This is a genomic window from Kitasatospora sp. NPDC051170, from assembly GCF_044455705.1.
Taxonomy (GTDB): domain Bacteria; phylum Actinomycetota; class Actinomycetes; order Streptomycetales; family Streptomycetaceae; genus Kitasatospora.
On record NZ_JBITFA010000010.1, the window covers coordinates 171,694 to 192,142 of the forward strand.

The following is a 20,449-nucleotide window of genomic DNA, read 5'->3' on the forward strand; positions in this document are numbered from 1 at the left end:
CAGTTCGCCATGGCCGCCGCCTACGAGACCATCCGCTCCTGCCTCGTCGACGAGTTCGAGGTCGCACCCGCGCTCGTCACTCCCGACGCCGCCCTCGCCTCGCTCGCCCTGGACAGCCTCGCCCTGGTCGAGCTGTCCCTGGTCGTGGAGGAGCGCCTCGGCGTCACCGTCGCCGACATCACCCCCGACCGCACCCTCGGCGAACTCGCCGCCCGCGTGGACGCCAGCCTTGCGGACCCGGACGCCAAGCTCGCGGCCCCCAACCACACGGCCCCCAACCACACGGCCCCCAACCACATGACGGAGAGCGTCAGTTGAGCCCGCGCGCGGTCGCCGTCACGGGCCTGGGCCTGGTCACCCCGGCCGGCTGCGGCGCCGGAGCCGTCTGGGAGCACTTCCTAGACGCCCGCCCCACCGCCCGGCGCGACCCCGAACTCGCGGGCCTGGCCGTCGACTTCTCCTGCCCGGTCACCGGCTTCGACGCCCCGGCCCTCCTCGGCGGGCGGCTCGCCCGCCGGCTCGACCCCTTCAGCCGGATGGCGGTGGCCGCCGCCCGGCAGGCCGTCGCCGACGCCGGGCTCGACCCGGGGGAGTGGGACGGCACCCGGGTCGGCGTCGTGCTCGGCGTCAGCGCCAACAGCGTGCACACGTACGCCGCCGAGTACGCCCGCCTCGCCGAGGGCCGCGCCGACCGCGTCTCCCCGCTGATGCTGCCGCGCTCCATCCCCAACATGGCCGCCGGCGAGGTCAGCCTCGACCTCGGCGCCCGCGGCCCGGCCCTCGTCGTCAGCACCGCCTGCGCCTCCGGTACCAGTGCCCTCGCCCTCGCCGCCGACCTGGTCCGGGCCGGCACCTGCGACCTCGTCCTCGCCGGCGGCACCGACAGCCCGCGCACCCCGATGACCGCCGTCGCCTTCGACCGCCTCGGCGCGCTCTCCCGCCGCCGGCATGACCCCGAGGGCGCCTCCCGTCCGTTCGACGCCGACCGCGACGGCTTCGTCCTCGGTGAGGGCGCGGGCCTCCTCGTCCTCGAACGCCCCGAGCACGCCCGGGCCCGCGGCGCCCGCCCCTACGCCCACCTCGCCGGACACGGTGCCGCCGCCGACGCCCACCACCCCACCGCCCCCGACCCCGGCGGCGAGGGCCTCGCCCGGGCCGTCCGCGCCGCCCTCGCCGACGCCGGGCTCGCCCCGTACGAGATCGGGCACGTCAACGCCCACGGCACCGGCACCGCCCTCAACGACCCCGCCGAGGCGGCCGCTCTGCGCAGCGTCTTCCACCGGCCGCCGCCGGTCACCGCCAACAAGAGCGTCATCGGGCACTGCATGGGCGCGGCCGGCGCCATCGAGGCGGCGATCACCGCCCTCACCCTGCGCCACCGGCTGATCCCGCCCACCGCCAACCTCGACCGGCTCGACGACGCGATCGACCTCGACGTGGTCACCAAGGCCCCGCGCCCCCTCGACCTGCCCGCCGCCCTCACCGTCTCCAGCGGCTTCGGCGGCCACAGCGCCGCCGTCGTCCTGACCGCCTGACCGCCTGACCGCCCAGGAGCCCCCGCCATGCGCCGCCTCGCCCTCCGGCTCGCCCGGCTGTACCTGCACCTCCTCGCCCGCCGCCCGCCCCGCGACTGGACCGTGCCCGTCGCGGACGGCCGGTACGGGCACGGCGACGAGCCGCTGACCCTGCTGATGCTCGGCGACTCCCTCGCCCAGGGCTACGGCGCCCAGCGCCCCGACCAGACCCTCGGCGCCCTGCTCGCCCAGGGCCTCGCGGAGGGCACCGGCCGGCCCGTCGACCTGCGCGTCCACGCCCGCGTCGGCGCCACCACCGCCTCCGTGGGCCGCCAGGTGCACCGCGCGGCCCGGTTGCGGCCGGGCATCGCCGTGCTCCTCGTCGGCGGCAACGACGTCCTGATCCCCGCCCCGCTGGGCCGCGCTGCCCGCCAACACGCCCACCTCGCCCAGGCGTTGAGCGAGTCCGGCTGGCAACTGGTCGTCGTGCCCTGCCCCGACCCCGGCTACGGCCCCGGCTTCCGCGCCCCGGTCCGCTGGATCGGCCACCGCCGCTCCCGCCGTCTCGCCCGCCGCCACACCCGCACCGCCGACCGCCTCGGCGCCCACCTCGCCCCCACCTCCGGCCCCGAGTTCCGCGACCAGGCCCCCCACCTCCTCGGCCCCGACGGCATCCACCCCTCCCCCCACGGCTACGCCACCCACGCCACCCGCATGCTCCCGACCCTGCTGGCCGCCGCCACTCACATCCCCGTCCCCACCCCGGCGACGGCCTGACACGGGGAACGGGAGGTACCGGGGAACAGGAGGCTCCGGGCCCGACTCCCGTTCCCCGCTCGTCAGTTCACCCCACCGTCACCGCCGTTGCCGCCCGCACCAGCGCCTGCATCACCCGCAGGTCGTCCCCCTGCTCCGGGTGCCACTGCACGCCCAGGGTGAACCCCGGGCCCTCGACCGCCTCCACCGTCCCGTCCGGCGCGTGCGCCGACACCCGCAGCCCCTCGCCGACCCGCCCCACCGCCTGGTGGTGGTAGGTCGGCACCTCCACCTCGCTCTCCGGCATCAGCCCGCCGAGCAGCGTCCCGGGCACCGGCCGCACCAGGTGCGTCCCGTACGTGCCCGGCGAGCCCGTGTGCACGTCCACCTCGACCACGTCGGGCAGGTGCTGCACCAGCGTCCCCCCGCAGACCACGTTGAGCACCTGCATCCCCCGGCAGATCCCCAGCAGCGGCATCCCCGCCGCCAGCGCGGCCCGCAGCAGCGCGACCTCCCACCGGTCCCGCTCGGGGGAGTCCACCTCGGTGGCCGGGTGCGGATCCTCGCCGTAGTACGCGGGGTCGATGTCCGGCCCGCCCGCGATCACCAGCGCGTCCAGCCGCGCGAGCACTTCGGGCGCCCGTTCCGGCAGGTCGGGCGGCAGCAGCACCGCGATCCCGCCCGCGTCCCGTACGAACGCGGTGTACCGTTCGGGCACGAGGGCGACCCGACGGTCCCGCCAGCTGCTCCAACTCGCGCCCACCAGGTAGGTGCTGACGCCGATCAATGGCCTGCGATCCATGGCGCGCATTCTGCACCCGCGCCACCCGAACCCCCGTCCGCCACGCGGCCGCCGCCCGGCCGGGAACCCGAAAGCGCGCCACACCCGTCCGCCCTCTTCCGCCCCGAGAGCCCCAGGCCGTACGGTTCCGTGTGACCGATTGATCTCGAAGAGTGATCGATGAGGATGGTCCCGCCATGTCCGAACCCGCCGCCGGACCCGCCGCCTCGGCCGCCCGGCCCCGCGCGCCTCTGACCGTGGACGAGTTGCGCACGCTGGTGGACGCCGGCGAGGTGCACACGGTCGCGCTGGCCTTCACCGACATGCAGGGCCGCCTGCAGGGCAAGCGCTTCGCCGCCCGGTTCTTCCTCGACGAGGTGCTCGTCAACGGCGCCGAGGCCTGCGACTACCTGCTCGCCGTGGACGTGGACCTCAACACCGTGGACGGCTACGCCTTCTCCTCCTGGGCGACCGGCTACGGCGACTTCGCGATGCGCCCGGACCTCGCCACCCTGCGGCTGACCCCCTGGCAGCCGGGCACCGCCCAGGTCACCGCCGACCTGGCCCGCCACGGCGGCCACCCGGTGGACGCGGCCCCGCGCCAGCTGCTGCGCCGCCAGATCGCCCGCCTCGCCGAGCACGGCCTCGCGGCGGACGTCGGCACCGAGCTGGAGTTCCTGGTCTTCCGCGACACCTACGAGTCCGCCTGGCTGGGCGGTTACCGCGGCCTGACCCCGGCGAACCTCTACAACGTCGACTACTCGATGCTCGGCACCGCCCGCGTCGAGCCGCTGCTCTCCCGCATCCGCAACGACATGGCCGGCGCCGGGCTGGTCGTCGAGTCCGCCAAGGGCGAGTGCAACCTCGGCCAGCACGAGATCGCCTTCCGCTACGCCGACGCGCTCACCACCTGCGACCAGCACAGCGTCTACAAGACCGGCGCCAAGGAGATCGCCGCCCAACTCGGCTGCGCCCTCACCTTCATGGCCAAGTACGACGAGCGCGAGGGCAACAGCTGCCACATCCACCTCTCGCTGCGCGACGCCGTCGGCGCGCCCGCCTTCGCCGACCGCGACGGCCGGATGACCGACACCATGCGGCACTTCCTCGCCGGGCAGCTCCTCGCCCTGCGGGAGTTCAGCCTGCTGTACGCGCCGAACATCAACTCCTACAAGCGCTACCGCCCCGGCTCCTTCGCCCCGACGGCCGTGGCCTGGGGCCGCGACAACCGCACCTGCGCCTACCGGGTGGTCGGCCACGGCCCGGGCCTGCGGATGGAGAACCGGGTGCCCGGCGGCGACGTCAACCCGTACCTGGCCGTGGCCGGGATGATCGCCGCGGGCCTGCACGGCCTGCAGCGCAAGCTGGAGCTGCCCGCGCCCTGCCTGGGCAACGCCTACGGGGTGGACGAGTACGCCCGGGTGCCCGGTTCGCTGCGCGAGGCCGCCGAGCTGTGGGCGGAGAGCGAGCTCGCCCGGGAGGCGTTCGGCGACGACGTGGTCGAGCACTACCTGAACATGGCCCGGGTCGAACAGGCCGCCTACGACGGCACGGTGACCGACTGGGAGCGCTACCGATCCTTCGAACGGATGTGAGGACATGAGCGAGCCCACGGGTGGCACCGGCGGCACCGACAGCACCGGCGGCACCGACAGCACCCGCGGCACCGGCAGCGCCGTCCGCAACCCCGCCACCGGCGAGGTGCTGGCCGTCGTCCCGGACACCACCCCCGAGCAGCTGGCCGAGGCCGTACAGCGCGCCGCCAAGGCGCAGACGGGCTGGGCGGCCCTGGCCCCCGGCGAACGGGCCCGCCTGCTGCGCCGGTTCGCCGACCAGGTCGAGGTGCACGTCCCCGAACTGGCGGCGCTGGAGGTCGGCGAGGCCGGACACACCCTGGCCAACGCCCGCTGGGAGGCCGGCAACGTCCGCGACCTGCTGGAGTACGCCGCCGGGGGAGTCGAGCGTCTGTCGGGCCGTCAGATCCCCGTCGCCGGCGGCCTGGATGTGACGTTCCACGAGCCGGTCGGCGTGGTCGGGGTGATCGCCCCCTGGAACTTCCCGATGCCGATCGCCGCCTGGGGCTTCGCCCCCGCCCTCGCCGCCGGCAACGCCGTCCTCCTCAAGCCCGCCGAGGCCACCCCGCTCACCGCCCTGCGCCTGGCCGAACTCGCCACCGCCGCGGGCCTTCCCGAGGGGCTCCTCCAGATCGTCCCGGGCCCCGGCGCCGTCACCGGACGGGCCCTGGTCGACCACCCGGGGGTCGGCAAGATCGTCTTCACCGGCTCGACCGTCGTCGGCAAGGAGGTCGCCGCCCGCTGCGCCGCCCGCGCCAAGCGCGTCACCCTGGAACTCGGCGGCAAGAGCCCCAGCATCGTCTTCGCCGACGCCGACCTCTCCCGCGCCGCCGACCCGATGTCCTTCGCCGACAACAGTGGCCAGGACTGCTGCGCCCGCAGCCGCATCCTCGTCCAGCGCGAGGTCTACGAGGACTTCCTCGCCCACCTCCTGCCCGCCGTCGAGGCCCTGCGCACCGGCGACCCCGCCGACCCGGCCACCCAGCTCGGCCCGCTCATCTCCGCCGCCCAGGTGCGCCGCGTCTCCTCCTACGTCACCCCCGGCATCCCCGTCCTGGCGCGGGGAGCGGTCCCCGAGGGCCCCGGCTACTGGTACCCGCCCACCGTCCTCGCCCCCGAGGACGAGGGCGAACCCGCCGTCACCGAGGAGATCTTCGGTCCCGTCGCCGTCGTCCTGCCCTTCACCGACGAGGCGGACGCGCTGCGCCTGGCCAACGCCACCCGCTACGGCCTCTCCGGCTCCATCTGGACCAGGGACCTCGGCCGCGCCCTGCGCCTGGCCAGGGGCGTGCGCGCGGGCAACCTCTCCGTCAACTCCCATGCCTCCGTGCGCTACTGGACGCCCTTCGGCGGGTACGGCGAGTCCGGGGTGGGCCGCGAACTGGGGCCGGACGCGCTGCGCCACTTCACCGAGACCAAGAACGTCTTCATCCACACCGAGGAGTGACAGCCCGATGAGCGAGAAGGACGAGGCGGTCTGCCGCCGACTGGTCGGCCGCACCGCCGTGGTGACGGGCGCGGGCAGCGGGATCGGCTTGGCCGCCGCCCGCCGGCTCGCCTCGGAGGGCGCGAAGGTGGTCTGCGCGGACCTCGACGAGGAGAGCGGCCGGGCCGCCGCCAAGGAGGTCGGCGGGCTGTTCGTGCACACCGACGTCACCGACCCGTACATGGTCGAGGCGCTGTTCGACGAGGCGTACGAGACCTACGGCAGTGTGGACGTCGCCTTCAACAACGCGGGCATCTCCCCGCCGGAGGACGACTCGATCCTCACCACCGGCCTGGACGCCTGGCGCAAGGTGCAGGAGGTCAACCTGACCTCGGTCTACCTGTGCTGCAAGGCGGCCCTGCCGTACATGCGCCGCCACGGGCGCGGCTCGATCATCAACACCGCCAGCTTCGTGGCCCGGATGGGCGCGGCCACCTCGCAGATCTCGTACACCGCCTCCAAGGGCGGGGTGCTGGCCATGTCCCGGGAGCTGGGCGTGCAGTTCGCCCGCGAGGGCATCCGCGTCAACGCGCTCTCCCCGGGGCCCGTGGACACCCCGCTCCTGCGCGAACTGTTCGCCAAGGACCCGGAGCGCGCCGCCCGCCGGCTGGTGCACATTCCGCTCGGCCGCTTCGCCAGGGCCGAGGAGATCGCCGCGGCGGTCGCGTTCCTGGCGAGCGACGACTCCTCGTTCATCACGGCGAGCGAGTTCCTGGTGGACGGCGGGATCTCCGGGGCGTACGTGACCCCGCTGTAACCGGGGGCAGGACCGGGGGGAGGGCCTTCCCTCCGGCTTCTCACGGGAAAATCATCGAGAACCGGCGGAATCCGCCGCTGCGCTGATTTCGCGCTTATCCGCCGGGCTTTAGATTCTCTTCTGTGAGTGAGCAGATTCCCGCCGGGTGGTACCCGGACCCGAAGGAGACCGGCGACCCGCGCCCGCAGCGCTGGTGGGACGGCCAGGGCTGGACGGCCTCGACCCGCCCCGCGCCCTCGGACGCGCCGACCCCGCCCCCGGCGCCCCCGACCTCGACTACGACCCCGACCCCGACCCCGACCCCGTCCCCGGAGGCCCCGGCGCACCCCGAGCCTTCGGCGGCGGAGGCTCCCGGGGCCGCCGGGGACGGCACGGCGGAGCAGCCCCGGGTGCTGGAGGGCGAGGTCCTGTCCAGCGGCCCGACCGTCCGCTACCCGGAGCCGCCGCCCGTCGGCGCCCTCTGGGGCGCGCCCGCCGAGGCCCCGCGCAAGGCGCGGCGCAAGCCGTCCAAGCTGGTCACGGCCACGGCCCTCGCCGCCGTGCTGGGCCTGGGCGTGGGCTCGGGGATCACCTACCTGGCGATGGACGGCCGCGACCACGACCGCCAGGCGCGGGCCACCTGGCAGCCGCCGGTCCCGAACGGCGGGAAGGGCCTGCCCGGCTTCGGTGACGGCTCCGAGAGCCCCGACGGCTCCGACGGCTCCAGCGGCGGCGGCAACGGTGGCAAGGGCGGCAGCGGCGGCAGTGGTGGCGGTGGTGGCGGTGGCACCGGCAAAGCCAAGCCCGGCGCCGCGATCGACATCGTGAACCGTCTCTCCATCCCGGTCCCCGCGGGCTGGAAGGGCAGCCACACCTCCGAGGGCTACGCCGCGGCGTACGTCGGCTCGTACAGCTGCGCGGACGACCCCACCAAGGAGTGCACCCTCGGCGGCCTGACCACCGGCCGGATCGACGGCGGCGGCAGCGACGCCCAGGCGGCGGCGAAGGCCGACATCGAGAAGGCCGCCAAGGAGTCCTACGGCGACCTCACCGGCCACCAGGAGCTGAAGAACGAGGCCGTCACGGTCAACGGCCAGGACGGCTGGCTCGTCCGCTGGAAGGCCGACCCGACCAAGGGCAACTCGGGCTACGTGGAGACGGTGGTCTTCCCGTCCGGCGACGGGAAGGCGCTGATCTCGGTGCACTTCGGCTTCGACATCGCCGACAAGGCGCCGGACGTCGCCGTGATGGACACCATCGTCAAGGGCATCACCGACTTCAAGGGGAAGCTCCCCCAGCTCCCCGGCGGTGGAAAGCCCGGCCAGAACGGCGGCCAGAACGGCGGCCAGAACGGCGGTCAGAACGGCGGCCCGGGCGGCACCGGCGGCACCACCACCTGAGATCCGGTCCCCAGACACTCACGACGACGCGGCGGCCCGCCCGGAGGAACCCCCCTCCGGGTTGGCCGCCGCGTCGGTCCGCGGGGCGGTGCTGGCGGTGCCGGCGGTACTGGCAGTACGGGCGGTACTGAGGGAACCGGACCGGACGGGGGTGTTCCGGTCCGGTTCCGTGTCCGGCGTCAGGCGTCGCGTCGAACAGCCTCGAGGCGACGGCGCCGGAGCACCATGGCGGCCCAGCCGACGCCGATCGCGCCGGCACCGGCGAGCAGCAGCGGGCCGGTGGCCGAGGTGCCGACCGCCGCGGAGGCGGTCGGGACGAGCTCGCCGGCCGGGGCGCCTGGGTCCCCGCCGTGGCCGTGGTGGGCGACCGTCGACTTGGAGGCGTCGGCGGCGATCTGCGCGTCGCTGGGCGCGGCGGCGAGGGCGGGGGCGGCCGGGGCGGCGAGCGAGGAGACGGCGGCGCCGCCGAAGTCGACGTCCGAGCAGGCGTAGAACGCCTCCGGGCTGTCACTGCGCTGCCAGATCGTGTAGAGGACCTGACGGCCGGTGCGCTGCGGCAGCGTGCCCGAGTAGGAGTAGGCCCCGTTGACGGTGTTGCGGTCGACCTGGATCTTGGCGACGGGCGTCGGGTCGAGGTCGGACCACTTGAGCGGCTGGGTGGGGTTGTAGCCCGCCTTGGTGATGTAGACGGTCTGGGTGCCCAGGTGCGGGGCGGTGGCGCGGAACTGGAAGGTGAACGCGCCGGGCTTGACGGGAGTGGCCGCCCAGTCGGTGCGCGGCCAGTCGAGCGCCGCGTACTTGTCGCGGTTGGCCGAGCAGAGCCGGCCGTCCGGGATCAGTGCCTGGTGGTTGCCGTTGGCGTTGGCGATGTTGACCTCGTTCCAGTCGTACAGCGGCTGGGTGCCGCTGGTGGCGACGAGGTCCTTGCAGACCTGGGAGACGGGGTGCTCGGGGCCTTCCGCGTAGCAGGAGGCGATGCGGCTGGGCGGGTTGGTCATCGTGCCGTGCGCGCTCGCGCTCCCGGCGGTGGTGAGCGCCACCGCGAGGCACGCGGCGCCGACCACGCCGACGGACAGGGCGTTTCGCTTGATGGACATGGGGTGAGGACTCCTCGACCGTCGTTCCGGGCGGGTGTGGGGGAGAGCGGGCACGCCTGCCCGTCCGGAAGCCGCCGGCCCGGACCGCGGCTCCCGGCCGAAGCGTAGGATTGGTCTGGACCAGATGGCAATAGGCCCGACGTTGACGACTTTTGACGACCTGTCGGCCCGTGAGCAGCGCAAAGGCCCGACGGGACTACGGGGTTAGGTGTTCCATCGGGCCCGCTTAAGGCTCCCGAAAGGCTCGCGCCGGGCTGGAGGGACGTCCGGGCCAGAGGGACGTCCGGGTCAGAGGAACGTCCGGATCAGAGGAACGTCCGCCCCTCGCCCCGGTACGTCGGAACGGTCTCGACGACCTCCGCGCCCTCGATCAGGTGCAACTCGCCGAAGCGCTCGCACAGTTCGCCCGCCTTGGCGTGGCGGAACCAGACCCGGTCGCCGATCAGCAGGTCGTCCGCCGCCGCGCCCAGCAGCGGGGTCTGCACCTCGCCGGCGCCCTCCATCGGGTCGTAGCGCAGGCCCGCCGGCAGGTACGGTACCGGCGAGCGGTCCGGCCCGGCCGCGCCCGAGGCGGGGTACCCGCCGCCGAGCACCGTCACCACGCCCACGTCGGGCCGGCGCACCACCGGCTGGCCGAACAGCGCGGCCGGACGGCCCTGGAACGCACGGTAGTTGTCGAAGAGCCGCGGCACGTACAGCCCGGAACCGGCGGCCACCTCGGTGACGGCCCGCTCGGCCGCGGTGGACTCCACACTGCCGGTGCCGCCGCCGTTGACGAACTCCAGCTCGGCCACCCGCCGCAGCCGCCGCACCACCTCGGCCCGCCGCCCGGCCAGTTCGGCCCGCGCCCGGTCCTGCATCAGCCGGATCACCCGCGAGTACACCGGCCGCCCCGGCACCCGGTCGCCCACCCCGGCCACGTGCCCCTCGTACGCCATCAGGCCCACCACCCGGAAGCCCCGGCGGCGCTGGACGAGCTCGGCGAACGCCTCCAGGTCCTCGGGGGTGCGCAGCGGCGAGCGCCGGGCGCCCACCCGGACGCGGCCGCCCAGCAGGTGCAGGGCGGTGTCCAGCTCCAGGCAGACCCGCACCTCGGCGTCGCCGGCCCGGGCCTTGTCGATCAGGTCCAGCTGGGCGGGGTCGTCCAGGACGACGGTGATCTCGCGCGCCAGTTCCGGATCGGCGGTCAGCGCGGCGTACCCGGCGCGGTCGGCGGAGGGGTAGGCGAGCAGTACGTCGCGCAGGCCCGTACGGACCAGCCAGATCGACTCGTCCAGGGTGAAGCTCATCACCCCGGCGAAGCCCTCCACCGCCAGCGCCCGCTCCAGCAGCGCCCGGCAGCGCAGCGACTTGCTGGCCACCCGGATCGGCTTCCCGCCCGCCCGGCGCACCAGGTCGGCGGCGTTGGCGTCGAACGCGGCGAGGTCGACGACGGCCACCGGCCCGTCCAGATGAGCGGTGGCCCGGTCGTAGCGGAGGCGATCGGAGACCGGGGCGGGTGCGTCGAGCAGAGCCATGCGCGCAGGCTGCCACACCGCGCTACCGGTGGGTAGGGGGTGCGAGCGCCGGAATACCTCGAAGGGGGTGTTCTGGCATACGGTCGGCCGGTGGACCGCAAAGACTTCTCCAACCCGGCGTTCGCCGGCAAGAGCATCCCGAACCCCGGATTCTCCGAGGACGACGGCAGCGCCGACCCCGCCCTGGCCGCCGCCCTCGCCCGCTGGTCGCAGGACCGCTCCGCCGAGCCCGAGGTGCTGGCCGCGCTGACCCCGACCCGGCTGATGGTGCCGATCGTCGCGATCCTCGGCGAGGTCGAGGTGGACGAGCACGGCCACAAGCACGACAAGTCCAGCGACATGGCCGTCCCCGTGCTGGAGGCCCCGGACGGGCGCCGCGCCCTGCCCGCCTTCACCTCACTCGAGACGCTCGCCCGCTGGCGCGCCGACGCCCGCCCGGCGCCGACGGCGGCCCCGCAGGCCGCGATGGTCGCCTTCTCCGAGCGCGCGGACACCCTGCTGATCGACCCGGCCGGCCCGGTGACCTTCCTGCTCGCCGGGGCCCGGCTGCGCGCCCTCGCCGAGAACCGCCCCTACCTGCCGCCGGCGGCCGACCCGGAGGTCCGCGAGGCCGTACGGGCGCTGCTGGCCGCCGAGCCGCAGGTGGTCACCGCCCTGCTGGCGCCCTCGGAGGGGTCGGACGGGGTGCTCGCCGTGGTGTTCGACCCGGCGCTGGACCAGCAGGGGCTCCAGGCGGCGGCCCAGCGCGTCGGGCAGGCCGTGGCGGCGGACCCGGTGCTGCGGGTGCGGCTGGACCGGGGCCTCGACCTCGCGGTGCTCCCGGCCGGTGCCGAGCTGCCGGGCGAGCCGCTGTACAAGCGCTGAAGGCCGGACAAGCGCTGAGACGCGGAAGGGGCGCGTGCCGGCTCGACACGCGCCCCTTCCCGTACGAGGTCGGTACGGGGATCAGGAGTAGACCGGCCCCGTGAACTTCTCGCCCGGCCCCGCGCCCGGCGCGTCCGGCACCAGCGAGGCCTCGCGGAACGCCAGCTGCAGCGACCGCAGCCCGTCGCGCAGCGGCGCGGCGTGGAAGTTGCTGATCTCCGGGGCGCCGGCGGTGACGAGCCCGGCCAGGGCGGTGATGAGCTTGCGGGCCTCGTCCAGGTCCTTGTCCTTCTCGCCGCCCTCGGCGAGACCGCACTTGACGGCCGCGGCGCTCATCAGGTGCACCGCGACGGTGGTGATCACCTCGACGGCCGGGACCTCGGCGATGTCCCGGGTGAGGTCGTCGAAGCCGATGGCGTCGTCGTCCGCGGCGGGGTTCTGGGTGGGCTCGCTGCTCAAGGGGGGCTCGTTCCGTCGTGCCGTGAAGGTGGGTACGGAGGGAGCCTACAAGGGCCCCGGAAAGCGAAGGAAAGGCAGTGCGCGAGGGGCGGAATAGCGTTCGACCGCCCGGCGCTGTATGCTTCGAGACTGACCGGCCGGGAGCCCGCAAGGGCACCTGGCCAGCAAGTGGAGGCTCCACCGAGGAGGCCCGAGAGGGCAACCGCGAAAGTCTCCCACCTTGTCGGCCTCAGGGTCGACGGGTCCCGGTCCGCGACGGGCGCCACGGTGCCGAGTCGCCCGCAGCGCCCCTCACCGGGTGCCGCCCCCGGATTGTGTGGAGCCCCGCTTGTACCGAGCGGGGCTTTTTTCGTGTCGCGGTGCACACGGTGCCGGAAGGTGCCGGGCAGCGAAACACGAATGAAGCCCTGCCCAGTGGTCGAGTCCACTACGTGCGACCGCCGTCCGACGGCCGCATCGCAGAAGGTGCAACCGAGGAGGCCCCATCAGCACCGAGCCCCGCATCAACGACCGGATTCGCGTCCCGGAGGTGCGACTCGTCGGTCCCAGCGGCGAGCAGGTCGGCATCGTGCCGCTTGCCAAGGCGCTGGAGCTTGCGCAGGAGTACGACCTCGACCTGGTCGAGGTCGCGGCGACCGCCCGGCCGCCGGTGTGCAAGCTCATGGACTACGGCAAGTTCAAGTACGAGTCGGCCATGAAGGCCCGTGAGGCGCGCAAGAACCAGGCGCACACGGTCATCAAGGAGATGAAGCTCCGGCCGAAGATCGACCCGCACGACTATGACACCAAGAAGGGTCACGTCGTCCGGTTCCTCAAGATGGGCGACAAGGTCAAGATCACGATCATGTTCCGTGGTCGTGAGCAGTCCCGTCCCGAGCTGGGTTTCCGCCTGCTGCAGCGTCTCGCCGACGATGTCCAGGAGCTGGGCTTCGTCGAGTCGTCGCCGAAGCAGGACGGCCGGAACATGATCATGGTTCTCGGCCCGCACAAGAAGAAGACCGAGGCGATGGCCGAGGCCCGCGCCCTCGCGGACGCTCGCAAGGCCGAGCGCCAGGGCCGCACCACCGGCCCCGAGGACGACGCGGACATCGACGTCGACCTTGAGGCGGACATCGACGTCGCCGAGACCGACGACGTCGAGGCCGACGACGTCGAGACCGAGGCGCTGGACGCCCCGGCCGAGGCCGAGGCCCCCGTGGCCGAGGCTCCGGTCGAGCAGCCGGCCGCCCCCCAGGGCGCCTGAGCCGCGAGGCTCGTGCCCGGGGATCGGCCACAGGGTGACAGGGCGTCCCGCCCGGTCATCACAGATCCATCCAGTTCACGCCCGCGCGGCCCAGGTCGCGCGGGCGCGGACGGGACCGACGAGGAGATACGGCGAAATGCCGAAGCAGAAGACGCACAGCGGCGCCAGCAAGCGCTTCAAGATCACTGGCTCTGGCAAGGTGCTGCGCGAGCGCGCCGGCCGCCGCCACCTCCTGGAGCACAAGCCCTCCACGCTGACCCGCAAGCTGGCCGGCACGATCGAGCTGGCCCCCGGCGACGCCAAGAAGATCAAGAAGCTTCTCGGCAAGTGATCGCCTCCCGCCCGGCGCGAGCCGTGCGGGGCAGCTGATCCTTCCCGACCCATTCGAATGACGGACCACGTGAAGTAGTCCGTGGTCCAACCCAAGGAGTAATGAAGTGGCACGCGTCAAGCGGGCAGTCAACGCCCACAAGAAGCGCCGGGTCATCCTGGAGCGCGCCAGCGGCTACCGTGGCCAGCGTTCGCGCCTGTACCGCAAGGCCAAGGAGCAGGTCACCCACTCGCTGGTCTACAACTTCAACGACCGCAAGAAGCGCAAGGGCGACTTCCGTCAGCTGTGGATCCAGCGCATCAACGCTGCGGCCCGTGCCAACGGCATCACCTACAACCGCTTCGTGCAGGGCCTGAAGGCCGCCAGCGTCGAGATCGACCGCAAGATGCTCGCCGACCTGGCCGTCAACGACCCGGGTGCGTTCGCCTCCCTGGTCGAGGTCGCCCAGAAGGCGCTGCCGGCCGACGTGAACGCCCCGAAGGCCGCCGCCGACGCCGCCTGATCTTCCGAGATCGGTTGAGCTTCCGACCGGACCCGCAGGCTCGCCTGCGGGTCCGGTTCTGCTTTCGTCCTTCGCTTTCGTCCTTCGCTTCCGTCCCTCGCTTTCGTCCCACAGGTCCTAGAGAACGAGACCATGCCGAGCACCGACACCCCCCTGCTGACCTCCCTGCGCTCGCCGCGCGTCGTCGCGGCCCGCCGGCTCGCCAAGCGGAACCAGCGCACCAAGGAGCGCCGCTTCCTGGCCGAGGGCCCGCAGGCCGTCCGGGAGGCCGTCGCCTTCGGCAGGCTGCCGGGTACGGAGGACCACGCCGTGGTCGAGGTCTACGTCACCCAGGAGGCCGCCGAGCGGCACGCCGGCATCGTCGAGGCGGCCCTGGACGAGGGGCTGCCGGTGCTGACGGCCACCGACGAGGTCGTGGCCGGCATCTGCGACACCGTGACCCCGCAGGGCATCGTGGCGCTGTGCCGCTTCATCGACACCCCCTTCGCGGAGGTGCTCAAGGCCCGCCCCAAGCTGGTCGCCGTGCTGGCGCACGTGCGCGACCCCGGCAACGCGGGCACCGTGCTCCGTACGGCCGACGCGGCCGGCGCGGACGCCGTGGTGCTCACCGACGCCTCCGTGGACCTCTACAACCCCAAGGCCGTCCGGGCCTCCGTGGGCAGCCTGTTCCACCTCCCGGTGGCGGTCGGCGTGCCCGTGGAGGAGGCGGTCGGAAAGCTGCGCGAGGCGGGCGTACGGGTGCTCGCTGCGGACGGCGCGGGGGAGCGCGACCTGGATCAGGAGCTCGACGAGGGCACCCTGGGTGCGCCGGGCGCGTGGGTGTTCGGCAACGAGGCGTGGGGGCTCCCGGAAGAGACTCGCGCGCTGACCGACGAGGTGGTGCGGGTGCCGATCCACGGCCACGCCGAGAGCCTCAACCTGGCCACCGCGGCGGCCGTCTGCCTGTACGCCTCCGCCCGGGCCCAGCGTTCCCCGGGCGGCTGCCGGGCCGGGGCCTGAGCCCCGACGGCTCAGGATGACGTCGGCCTGACACCGGCCTGACGTCCGCGGGCGGCGCGCGGGGTACGCCGCACCCGGCGCGAACGCGCGACACGCCCCGCGACGCGCCGGTGATCCCCACCGCAGGCCCTACTGTCGGGGCCTGCGAGGCGCTAGGGTCGCCTCCGTGGGGGGAACGGCACGGTGGGTAATCGGGGAGGACACCCATGGTCGGCAGCGGGCCTGAGCTGGACCCGGACGACCTGCCCGACGGCCTGGTGGTCGCCGACGCGGACGGCCGCGTGGTCCGCTTCAACCGGGCCGCGGCCGCGCTGACCGGCGTGCCCCCGGAGGCGGCGCTGGGCGGGCTGCTGGAGGAGGTCCTCCCGCTGGAGGACCTCGACGGGCGCCGCTGGTGGCAGCTGACGGATCCGTACGGGGGGCTGGCCATCCGCACCCGGCAGCCGGAGCGCAACCTGCTGCTGCCGGGCGGGCGCGAGGTGCTGGTCACCGCCCGGTACGTCCGCGACGAGCCCGGCGGGCCGCTGCGGCGGCTGGTGATCGCCCTGCGCGGCACCGAGGAGCGGCGGCGCACCGAGCGCAGCCACGCCGAGCTGATCGCCACCGTCGCGCACGAGCTGCGCTCCCCGCTGACCAGCGTCAAGGGCTTCACGGCGACGCTGCTGGCCAAGTGGGAGCGGTTCACGGACGGGCAGAAGCGGCTGATGCTGGAGACGGTCGACGCGGACGCCGACCGGGTCACCCGGCTGATCGCGGAGCTGCTGGACATCTCCCGGATCGACGCGGGCCGGCTGGAGCTGCGCAAGCAGGTCGTGGACGTGGCGGCGGCGGTGCGCCGGCACGTGGAGCGGACGGTGGCCACCGGCATCGCCGAGGACCGTTTCGACGTACGGATCACCGAGCCGCTCACCGTCCTCTGGGCGGACCCGGACAAACTGGACCAGGTGCTCGCCAACCTGCTGGAGAACGCGGTGCGTCACGGCGAGGGAACCGTCACCATCGAGGTGGCACCGGCCAAGGAGGTCGTCGAGGCCCCCGCGTGGGAGCGCCCCGGCACCCCTCCCCGCATCGTGGAAGGCACAGCGGTCACCGTGAGCGACGAGGGCAGCGGAATCCCCGAGGAGTCCATGCCGCGCGTCTTCACGCGCTTCTGGCGCGGCTCCAAGCGGGGCGGGACGGGCCTGGGCCTCTACATCGTCAAGGGCATCGTCGAGGCCCACGGCGGTTCGATCCGGGTCGACCGCGCCCCCGGCGGCGGGGCCCGGTTCCGGTTCGTCCTGCCCGCCGGCATCCCGGACTTCATGCTCTAGCGAGTTCGCGAGCATGTTCCGAGGTCACGCCCGGCGGGCTCCGCGGAAGCCGCGCCACGGGCTGCGACTACACTCGACCTTTGGCGTTGGCCCACACACCTGAGCACGGACGAGCAGGGAGCACGGGAAGATAGAGATGTCGGCACCCAACAAGTCGTACGACCCGGTCGAGGTCGAGGCCCTCAAGCCCGAGGTGGTGGAGCAGGCGCGGGACGAGGCGATCGCCGCCTTCGCCGCCGCCGGCAGCCTGGACGAGCTGAAGCAGGCCAAGGTCGCCCACACCGGCGACCGTTCCGCGCTCTCCCTCGCCAACCGCGAGATCGGCGCCCTGCCCCCGCACGCCAAGGCCGCCGCGGGCAAGCTGATCGGCCAGGCGCGCGGCGCCGTCAACCAGGCGCTGGCCAAGCGCCAGGCCGAGCTGGAGGCGGAGCGCGACGCCCGCGTGCTGGTCGAGGAGGCGGTGGACGTCACGCTGCCGTACGACCGCGCCCCGCGCGGCGCCCGGCACCCGCTGACCACCCTGGCCGAGCGCATCGAGGACACCTTCGTGGCCATGGGCTACCAGGTCGCCGAGGGCCCCGAGGTCGAGGCGGAGTGGCTCAACTTCGACGCCCTCAACCTGGGCCCGGACCACCCGGCCCGCTCGATGCAGGACACGTTCTTCGTCCAGGCCCCGGACGGCTCCGCCGACTCCGGCGTGGTGCTGCGCACCCAGACCTCCCCGGTCCAGGCCCGCACCCTGCTCGACCGCGAGCCGCCCGTGTACGTCGTCTGCCCGGGCCGCGTCTACCGCACCGACGAGCTGGACGCCACCCACACCCCGGTGTTCCGCCAGGTCGAGGGCCTCGCCGTCGACGAGGGCATCACCTTCGCCGACCTCAAGGGCACCATCGAGGTGCTGGTCGAGAAGCTGATCGGCACCGGTCTCGAACTGCGCTGGCGCCCCTCGTACTTCCCGTTCACCGAGCCGAGCGCCGAGATCGACCTGCAGTGCTTCGTGTGCCGCGGCGAGAGCGTCGGCAACCCGGACCGCCCGTGCCGCACCTGCTCCTCCGAGGGCTGGATCGAGCTCGGCGGCTGCGGCGTGGTCAACCCGCGCGTGCTGGTGGCCTGCGGGGTGGACCCGAACCGCTACAGCGGGTTCGCCTTCGGCCTGGGCCTGGAGCGGATCCTGATGAACCGTCACAACGTCGCCGACATGCGCGACATGGTCGAGGGCGACGTGCGCTTCACGCTCCCCTTCGGGATGGAGATCTGATGCGCGTCCCGCTTTCCTGGCTGCGCGAGTACGTCGATCTGCCGGCCGGCGAGACCGGCCGTGACGTCGCCGAGCGCCTGGTCCGGGCCGGCCTGGAGGTCGAGACCGTCGAGCGCCTCGGCGGGGACCTCCAGGGCCCGCTGGTGGTCGGCGAGGTGCTCTCCATCGAGGAGCTGTCCGGCTTCAAGAAGCCGATCCGCCACTGCTTCGTCAACGTCGGCACCGCCAACGGCACCGGCGAGCCGCAGGAGATCGTCTGCGGCGCGCGCAACTTCGCCGTCGGCGACAAGGTCGTCGTCGTGCTCCCGGGCGCCGTACTGCCCGGCCCGTTCCCGATCGCGGCCCGCCAGACGTACGGCCACACCTCGGCCGGCATGATCTGCTCCGCCCGCGAGCTGGGCATGGGCGACGACCACGACGGCATCATCGTGCTGCCGCCGGAGTTCGAGCCCGGCACCGACGCCATCGAGCTGCTCCAGCTGGTCGACGACGTGCTCGACATCGCCGTCACCCCGGACCGCGGCTACTGCCTGTCCATGCGCGGCGTGGCCCGCGAGGCCGCCGCCGCGTACGGGCTGCCGCTGGCCGACCCGGCGCTGCTGGACGTGCCGCCGGCGAACTCCTTCGGCTACCTGGTCAAGGTCAACGACCCGGCCGGCTGCGACCGCTTCGTCGCCCGTACGGTCGTCGGCGTCGACCCGACCGCCAAGTCCCCGATCTGGCTGCAGCGCCGGCTCCAGAAGTCGGGCATCCGCCCGATCTCGCTGACCGTCGACATCACCAACTACGTGATGCTCGAGGTCGGCCAGCCGCTGCACGCCTACGACAAGCAGCGCGTGGACGGCCCGATCGTGGTGCGCCGCGCGGAGCAGGGCGAGACCCTGACCACGCTGGACGGCGTCAAGCGCGAGCTGTCCGTCGAGGACCTGCTGATCTGCGACAACAGCGGCCCGATCGGCCTGGCCGGCGTCATGGGCGGCGCCTCCACCGAGATCCTCGACCCGGCCGCAGGCCCGGGCACCACCGAGGTGATCATCGAGGCCGCGCACTTCGACGCCGTCGCCATCGCCCGCAGCGCCAAGCGCCACAAGCTGCCCTCCGAGGCGTCCAAGCGCTTCGAGCGCGGCGTCGACCCCGAGGCCGCCCGCGCCGCCGCGCAGCGCGCCGTCGACCTGCTGGTGCTGATCGCCGGCGGCACCGCCGAGGCCGGGGTCACCGACATCGCGGCCCCGCACCCGGTGCGCACCATCACCATCGCCGCCGACCTGCCCGACCGCGTCGCCGGCACCGGGTACGGCCGCGAGACCGTCACCCGGCGCCTGCAGGAGATCGGCTGCTCCGTCGCGGGCGCCGACGTCCTGGAGGTCACCCCGCCGACCTGGCGGCCCGACCTCACCGACCCGTTCGACCTCGCGGAGGAGGTCATCCGGCTCGAGGGCTACGACAACGTCCCCGCCCGGATGCCGAACGTGCCGCCGGGCAAGGGCCTGACCGAGGCCCAGCGCGTCCACCGCCGCATCGGCGTGGCGCTGGCCGGGGCCGGCTACGTCGAGGTCAACAACTACCCGTTCCTCGGCGAGGCCGCCTTCGAGGCGCTCGGCCTGGAGCCGGACGACCGCCGCCGCCGTACGGTCAAGCTGGTCAACCCGCTCAACGACGAGGAGCCGGCGCTGCGCACCACGCTGCTGCCGGGCCTGCTCGGCGCGCTGCGCCGCAACGTCGGCCGGGGCAACACCGACCTGGCGATCTACGAGACCGGCACCGTCTTCCGGCCCAAGGACGAGCTGAGCGTGGCCCCGCGCCCCGGCGTCGACCACCGGCCCAGCGACGAGGAGCTGGCCGCGCTGGACGCCGCGCTGCCGGACCAGCCGCGCCGCGTGGCCGTCGCCCTCGCGGGCGAGCGGCTGCCGTCGGGCTGGTGGGGCAAGGGCGACCAGGCTTCCTGGGCGGACGCGGTCGAGGCCGCCCGCACGGTGGCCCGCGCCGCCGGTGTCGAGCTGGCCGTCAGCCAGGACCAGCACATGCCCTGGCACCCGGGCCGCTGCGCCGCGCTGCGCGTGGCCGGCACCGACCGGCTGGTCGGGCACGCGGGCGAGCTGCACCCGCGCGTGGTCAAGGCGCTCGGGCTGCCGGCCCGGACCGCCGCGATGGAGATCGACATCGACCTGCTGACGGCCGACGGCGCCGAGAAGGTCAGCGGTCCGGCGGTCTCCGGCTTCCCGGTGGCCACCCAGGACGTCGCGCTGATCGTCGACACCGCCGTCCCGGCCGCCGAGGTCGAGGGCGCGCTGCGCTCGGGCGCGGGCGAACTGCTGGAGGCCATCCGGCTGTTCGACGTGTTCACCGGCGAGCAGGTCGGCGAGGGCAAGAAGTCGCTGGCGTACGCGCTGCGCTTCCGCGCCGCCGACCGCACGCTGACGGCCGACGAGGCCACCGCCGCCCGCGAGGCGGCCGTCGCCGAGGCCGTGGCCCGTACGGGCGCGGTGCTGCGCGGCGCCTGAGCGCTGCCGTAGGGCCCTGGGGCCCCGTTCGGACCGATTCCCGGTCCGGGCGGGGCCCTTCGCGTTGTCCGGAGAGTCGTCCGAAGAGTCGTCCGGGTTGACGTCACGTCATTCGATCCTT

19 protein-coding genes are annotated in these 20,449 nt (G+C 73.9%); 15 read left to right on the top strand and 4 right to left on the bottom strand.

The window, feature by feature from the left end; all coding sequences use genetic code 11:
* The first annotated feature begins 9 nt into the window (after positions 1-9).
* From ACIBCA_RS21855 to ACIBCA_RS21865, 3 genes are read left to right on the top strand one after another with little or no spacing between them, the layout of a single operon-like run.
* The gene (locus tag ACIBCA_RS21855; protein WP_396284607.1) at positions 10-318 is read left to right on the top strand and encodes an acyl carrier protein; all 309 of its coding nucleotides are present in this window, start codon (positions 10-12) and stop codon (positions 316-318) included.
* The gene (locus ACIBCA_RS21860) at positions 315-1,535 is read left to right on the top strand and encodes a beta-ketoacyl-[acyl-carrier-protein] synthase family protein (protein ID WP_396284608.1); all 1,221 of its coding nucleotides are present in this window, start codon (positions 315-317) and stop codon (positions 1,533-1,535) included. Before ACIBCA_RS21855 ends, ACIBCA_RS21860 begins: the two co-directional genes overlap by 4 nt.
* Positions 1,536-1,562: 27 nt before the next feature.
* Positions 1,563-2,291 (top strand): SGNH/GDSL hydrolase family protein, encoded by a 729-nt coding sequence (locus ACIBCA_RS21865; protein ID WP_396284609.1) that lies wholly within the window; start codon positions 1,563-1,565, stop codon positions 2,289-2,291.
* Positions 2,292-2,358: 67 nt separating this feature from the next.
* Here ACIBCA_RS21865 and ACIBCA_RS21870 read toward each other — a convergent pair whose 3' ends face one another.
* Positions 2,359-3,072 carry a gamma-glutamyl-gamma-aminobutyrate hydrolase family protein gene (locus tag ACIBCA_RS21870; RefSeq protein ID WP_396284610.1) on the bottom strand — a complete coding sequence of 238 codons (714 nt, stop codon included), beginning with the start codon at positions 3,070-3,072 and terminating at the stop codon, positions 2,359-2,361.
* Between the two features lie 176 nt (positions 3,073-3,248).
* Here ACIBCA_RS21870 and ACIBCA_RS21875 point away from each other — a divergent pair, with 176 nt between their 5' ends.
* The 4 genes from ACIBCA_RS21875 to ACIBCA_RS21890 all read left to right on the top strand — a co-directional run bounded on the left by ACIBCA_RS21875 (position 3,249) and on the right by ACIBCA_RS21890 (position 8,247).
* The gene (locus tag ACIBCA_RS21875; protein ID WP_396284611.1) at positions 3,249-4,646 is read left to right on the top strand and encodes a glutamine synthetase family protein; all 1,398 of its coding nucleotides are present in this window, start codon (positions 3,249-3,251) and stop codon (positions 4,644-4,646) included.
* Between the two features lie 4 nt (positions 4,647-4,650).
* A complete protein-coding gene (locus ACIBCA_RS21880; RefSeq protein ID WP_396284612.1) occupies positions 4,651-6,072 on the top strand; it encodes an aldehyde dehydrogenase family protein in 1,422 nt (473 codons plus the stop codon).
* 7 nt (positions 6,073-6,079) lie between these two features.
* A complete protein-coding gene (locus ACIBCA_RS21885; RefSeq protein WP_396284613.1) occupies positions 6,080-6,868 on the top strand; it encodes a 3-oxoacyl-ACP reductase in 789 nt (262 codons plus the stop codon).
* A 122-nt stretch (positions 6,869-6,990) separates the two neighbouring features.
* Complete coding sequence (locus ACIBCA_RS21890; RefSeq protein WP_396284614.1) at positions 6,991-8,247, top strand: DUF2510 domain-containing protein; 1,257 nt, start codon at positions 6,991-6,993, stop codon at positions 8,245-8,247.
* A 179-nt stretch (positions 8,248-8,426) separates the two neighbouring features.
* Here ACIBCA_RS21890 and ACIBCA_RS21895 read toward each other — a convergent pair whose 3' ends face one another.
* Together ACIBCA_RS21895 and ACIBCA_RS21900 are read right to left on the bottom strand one after the other, a co-directional pair.
* The gene (locus tag ACIBCA_RS21895; RefSeq protein WP_396284615.1) at positions 8,427-9,344 is read right to left on the bottom strand and encodes a lytic polysaccharide monooxygenase; all 918 of its coding nucleotides are present in this window, start codon (positions 9,342-9,344) and stop codon (positions 8,427-8,429) included.
* Between the two features lie 305 nt (positions 9,345-9,649).
* A complete protein-coding gene (locus ACIBCA_RS21900) occupies positions 9,650-10,861 on the bottom strand; it encodes an amino acid deaminase/aldolase (protein ID WP_396284616.1) in 1,212 nt (403 codons plus the stop codon).
* A gap of 90 nt (positions 10,862-10,951) precedes the next feature.
* Between ACIBCA_RS21900 and ACIBCA_RS21905 the strand changes: the two genes are divergently transcribed.
* Complete coding sequence (locus tag ACIBCA_RS21905; RefSeq protein ID WP_396284617.1) at positions 10,952-11,725, top strand: SseB family protein; 774 nt, start codon at positions 10,952-10,954, stop codon at positions 11,723-11,725.
* A gap of 81 nt (positions 11,726-11,806) precedes the next feature.
* On the opposite strand, the gene ACIBCA_RS21910 is transcribed toward ACIBCA_RS21905, so the two are convergent.
* Positions 11,807-12,184 carry a DUF1844 domain-containing protein gene (locus ACIBCA_RS21910; protein ID WP_031074078.1) on the bottom strand — a complete coding sequence of 126 codons (378 nt, stop codon included), beginning with the start codon at positions 12,182-12,184 and terminating at the stop codon, positions 11,807-11,809.
* A gap of 484 nt (positions 12,185-12,668) precedes the next feature.
* Between ACIBCA_RS21910 and infC the strand changes: the two genes are divergently transcribed.
* From infC to pheT, 7 genes are all read left to right on the top strand, one after another.
* Positions 12,669-13,427 carry a translation initiation factor IF-3 gene (gene infC / locus ACIBCA_RS21915; RefSeq protein WP_396284740.1) on the top strand — a complete coding sequence of 253 codons (759 nt, stop codon included), beginning with the start codon at positions 12,669-12,671 and terminating at the stop codon, positions 13,425-13,427.
* Positions 13,428-13,563: 136 nt separating this feature from the next.
* Positions 13,564-13,758, top strand: coding sequence for a 50S ribosomal protein L35 (gene rpmI, locus ACIBCA_RS21920; RefSeq protein ID WP_396284618.1), 195 nt, complete (start codon positions 13,564-13,566; stop codon positions 13,756-13,758).
* A gap of 106 nt (positions 13,759-13,864) precedes the next feature.
* On the top strand, positions 13,865-14,260 hold the full coding sequence (gene rplT / locus ACIBCA_RS21925) for a 50S ribosomal protein L20 (RefSeq protein ID WP_030055649.1): 396 nt from the start codon (positions 13,865-13,867) through the stop codon (positions 14,258-14,260).
* 132 nt (positions 14,261-14,392) lie between these two features.
* On the top strand, positions 14,393-15,259 hold the full coding sequence (locus ACIBCA_RS21930) for a TrmH family RNA methyltransferase (RefSeq protein ID WP_396284619.1): 867 nt from the start codon (positions 14,393-14,395) through the stop codon (positions 15,257-15,259).
* 206 nt (positions 15,260-15,465) lie between these two features.
* Positions 15,466-16,569, top strand: a complete 1,104-nt coding sequence (locus ACIBCA_RS21935; protein WP_396284620.1) for an ATP-binding protein — start codon at positions 15,466-15,468, stop codon at positions 16,567-16,569.
* Positions 16,570-16,705: 136 nt separating this feature from the next.
* Positions 16,706-17,827 carry a phenylalanine--tRNA ligase subunit alpha gene (gene pheS / locus ACIBCA_RS21940; protein WP_396284621.1) on the top strand — a complete coding sequence of 374 codons (1,122 nt, stop codon included), beginning with the start codon at positions 16,706-16,708 and terminating at the stop codon, positions 17,825-17,827.
* Positions 17,827-20,328: a phenylalanine--tRNA ligase subunit beta gene (pheT, locus tag ACIBCA_RS21945; protein ID WP_396284622.1), complete on the top strand. Its 2,502-nt coding sequence runs from the start codon at positions 17,827-17,829 to the stop codon at positions 20,326-20,328. The genes pheS and pheT overlap by 1 nt, the downstream gene beginning before the upstream one ends.
* Positions 20,329-20,449: the final 121 nt, after the last annotated feature.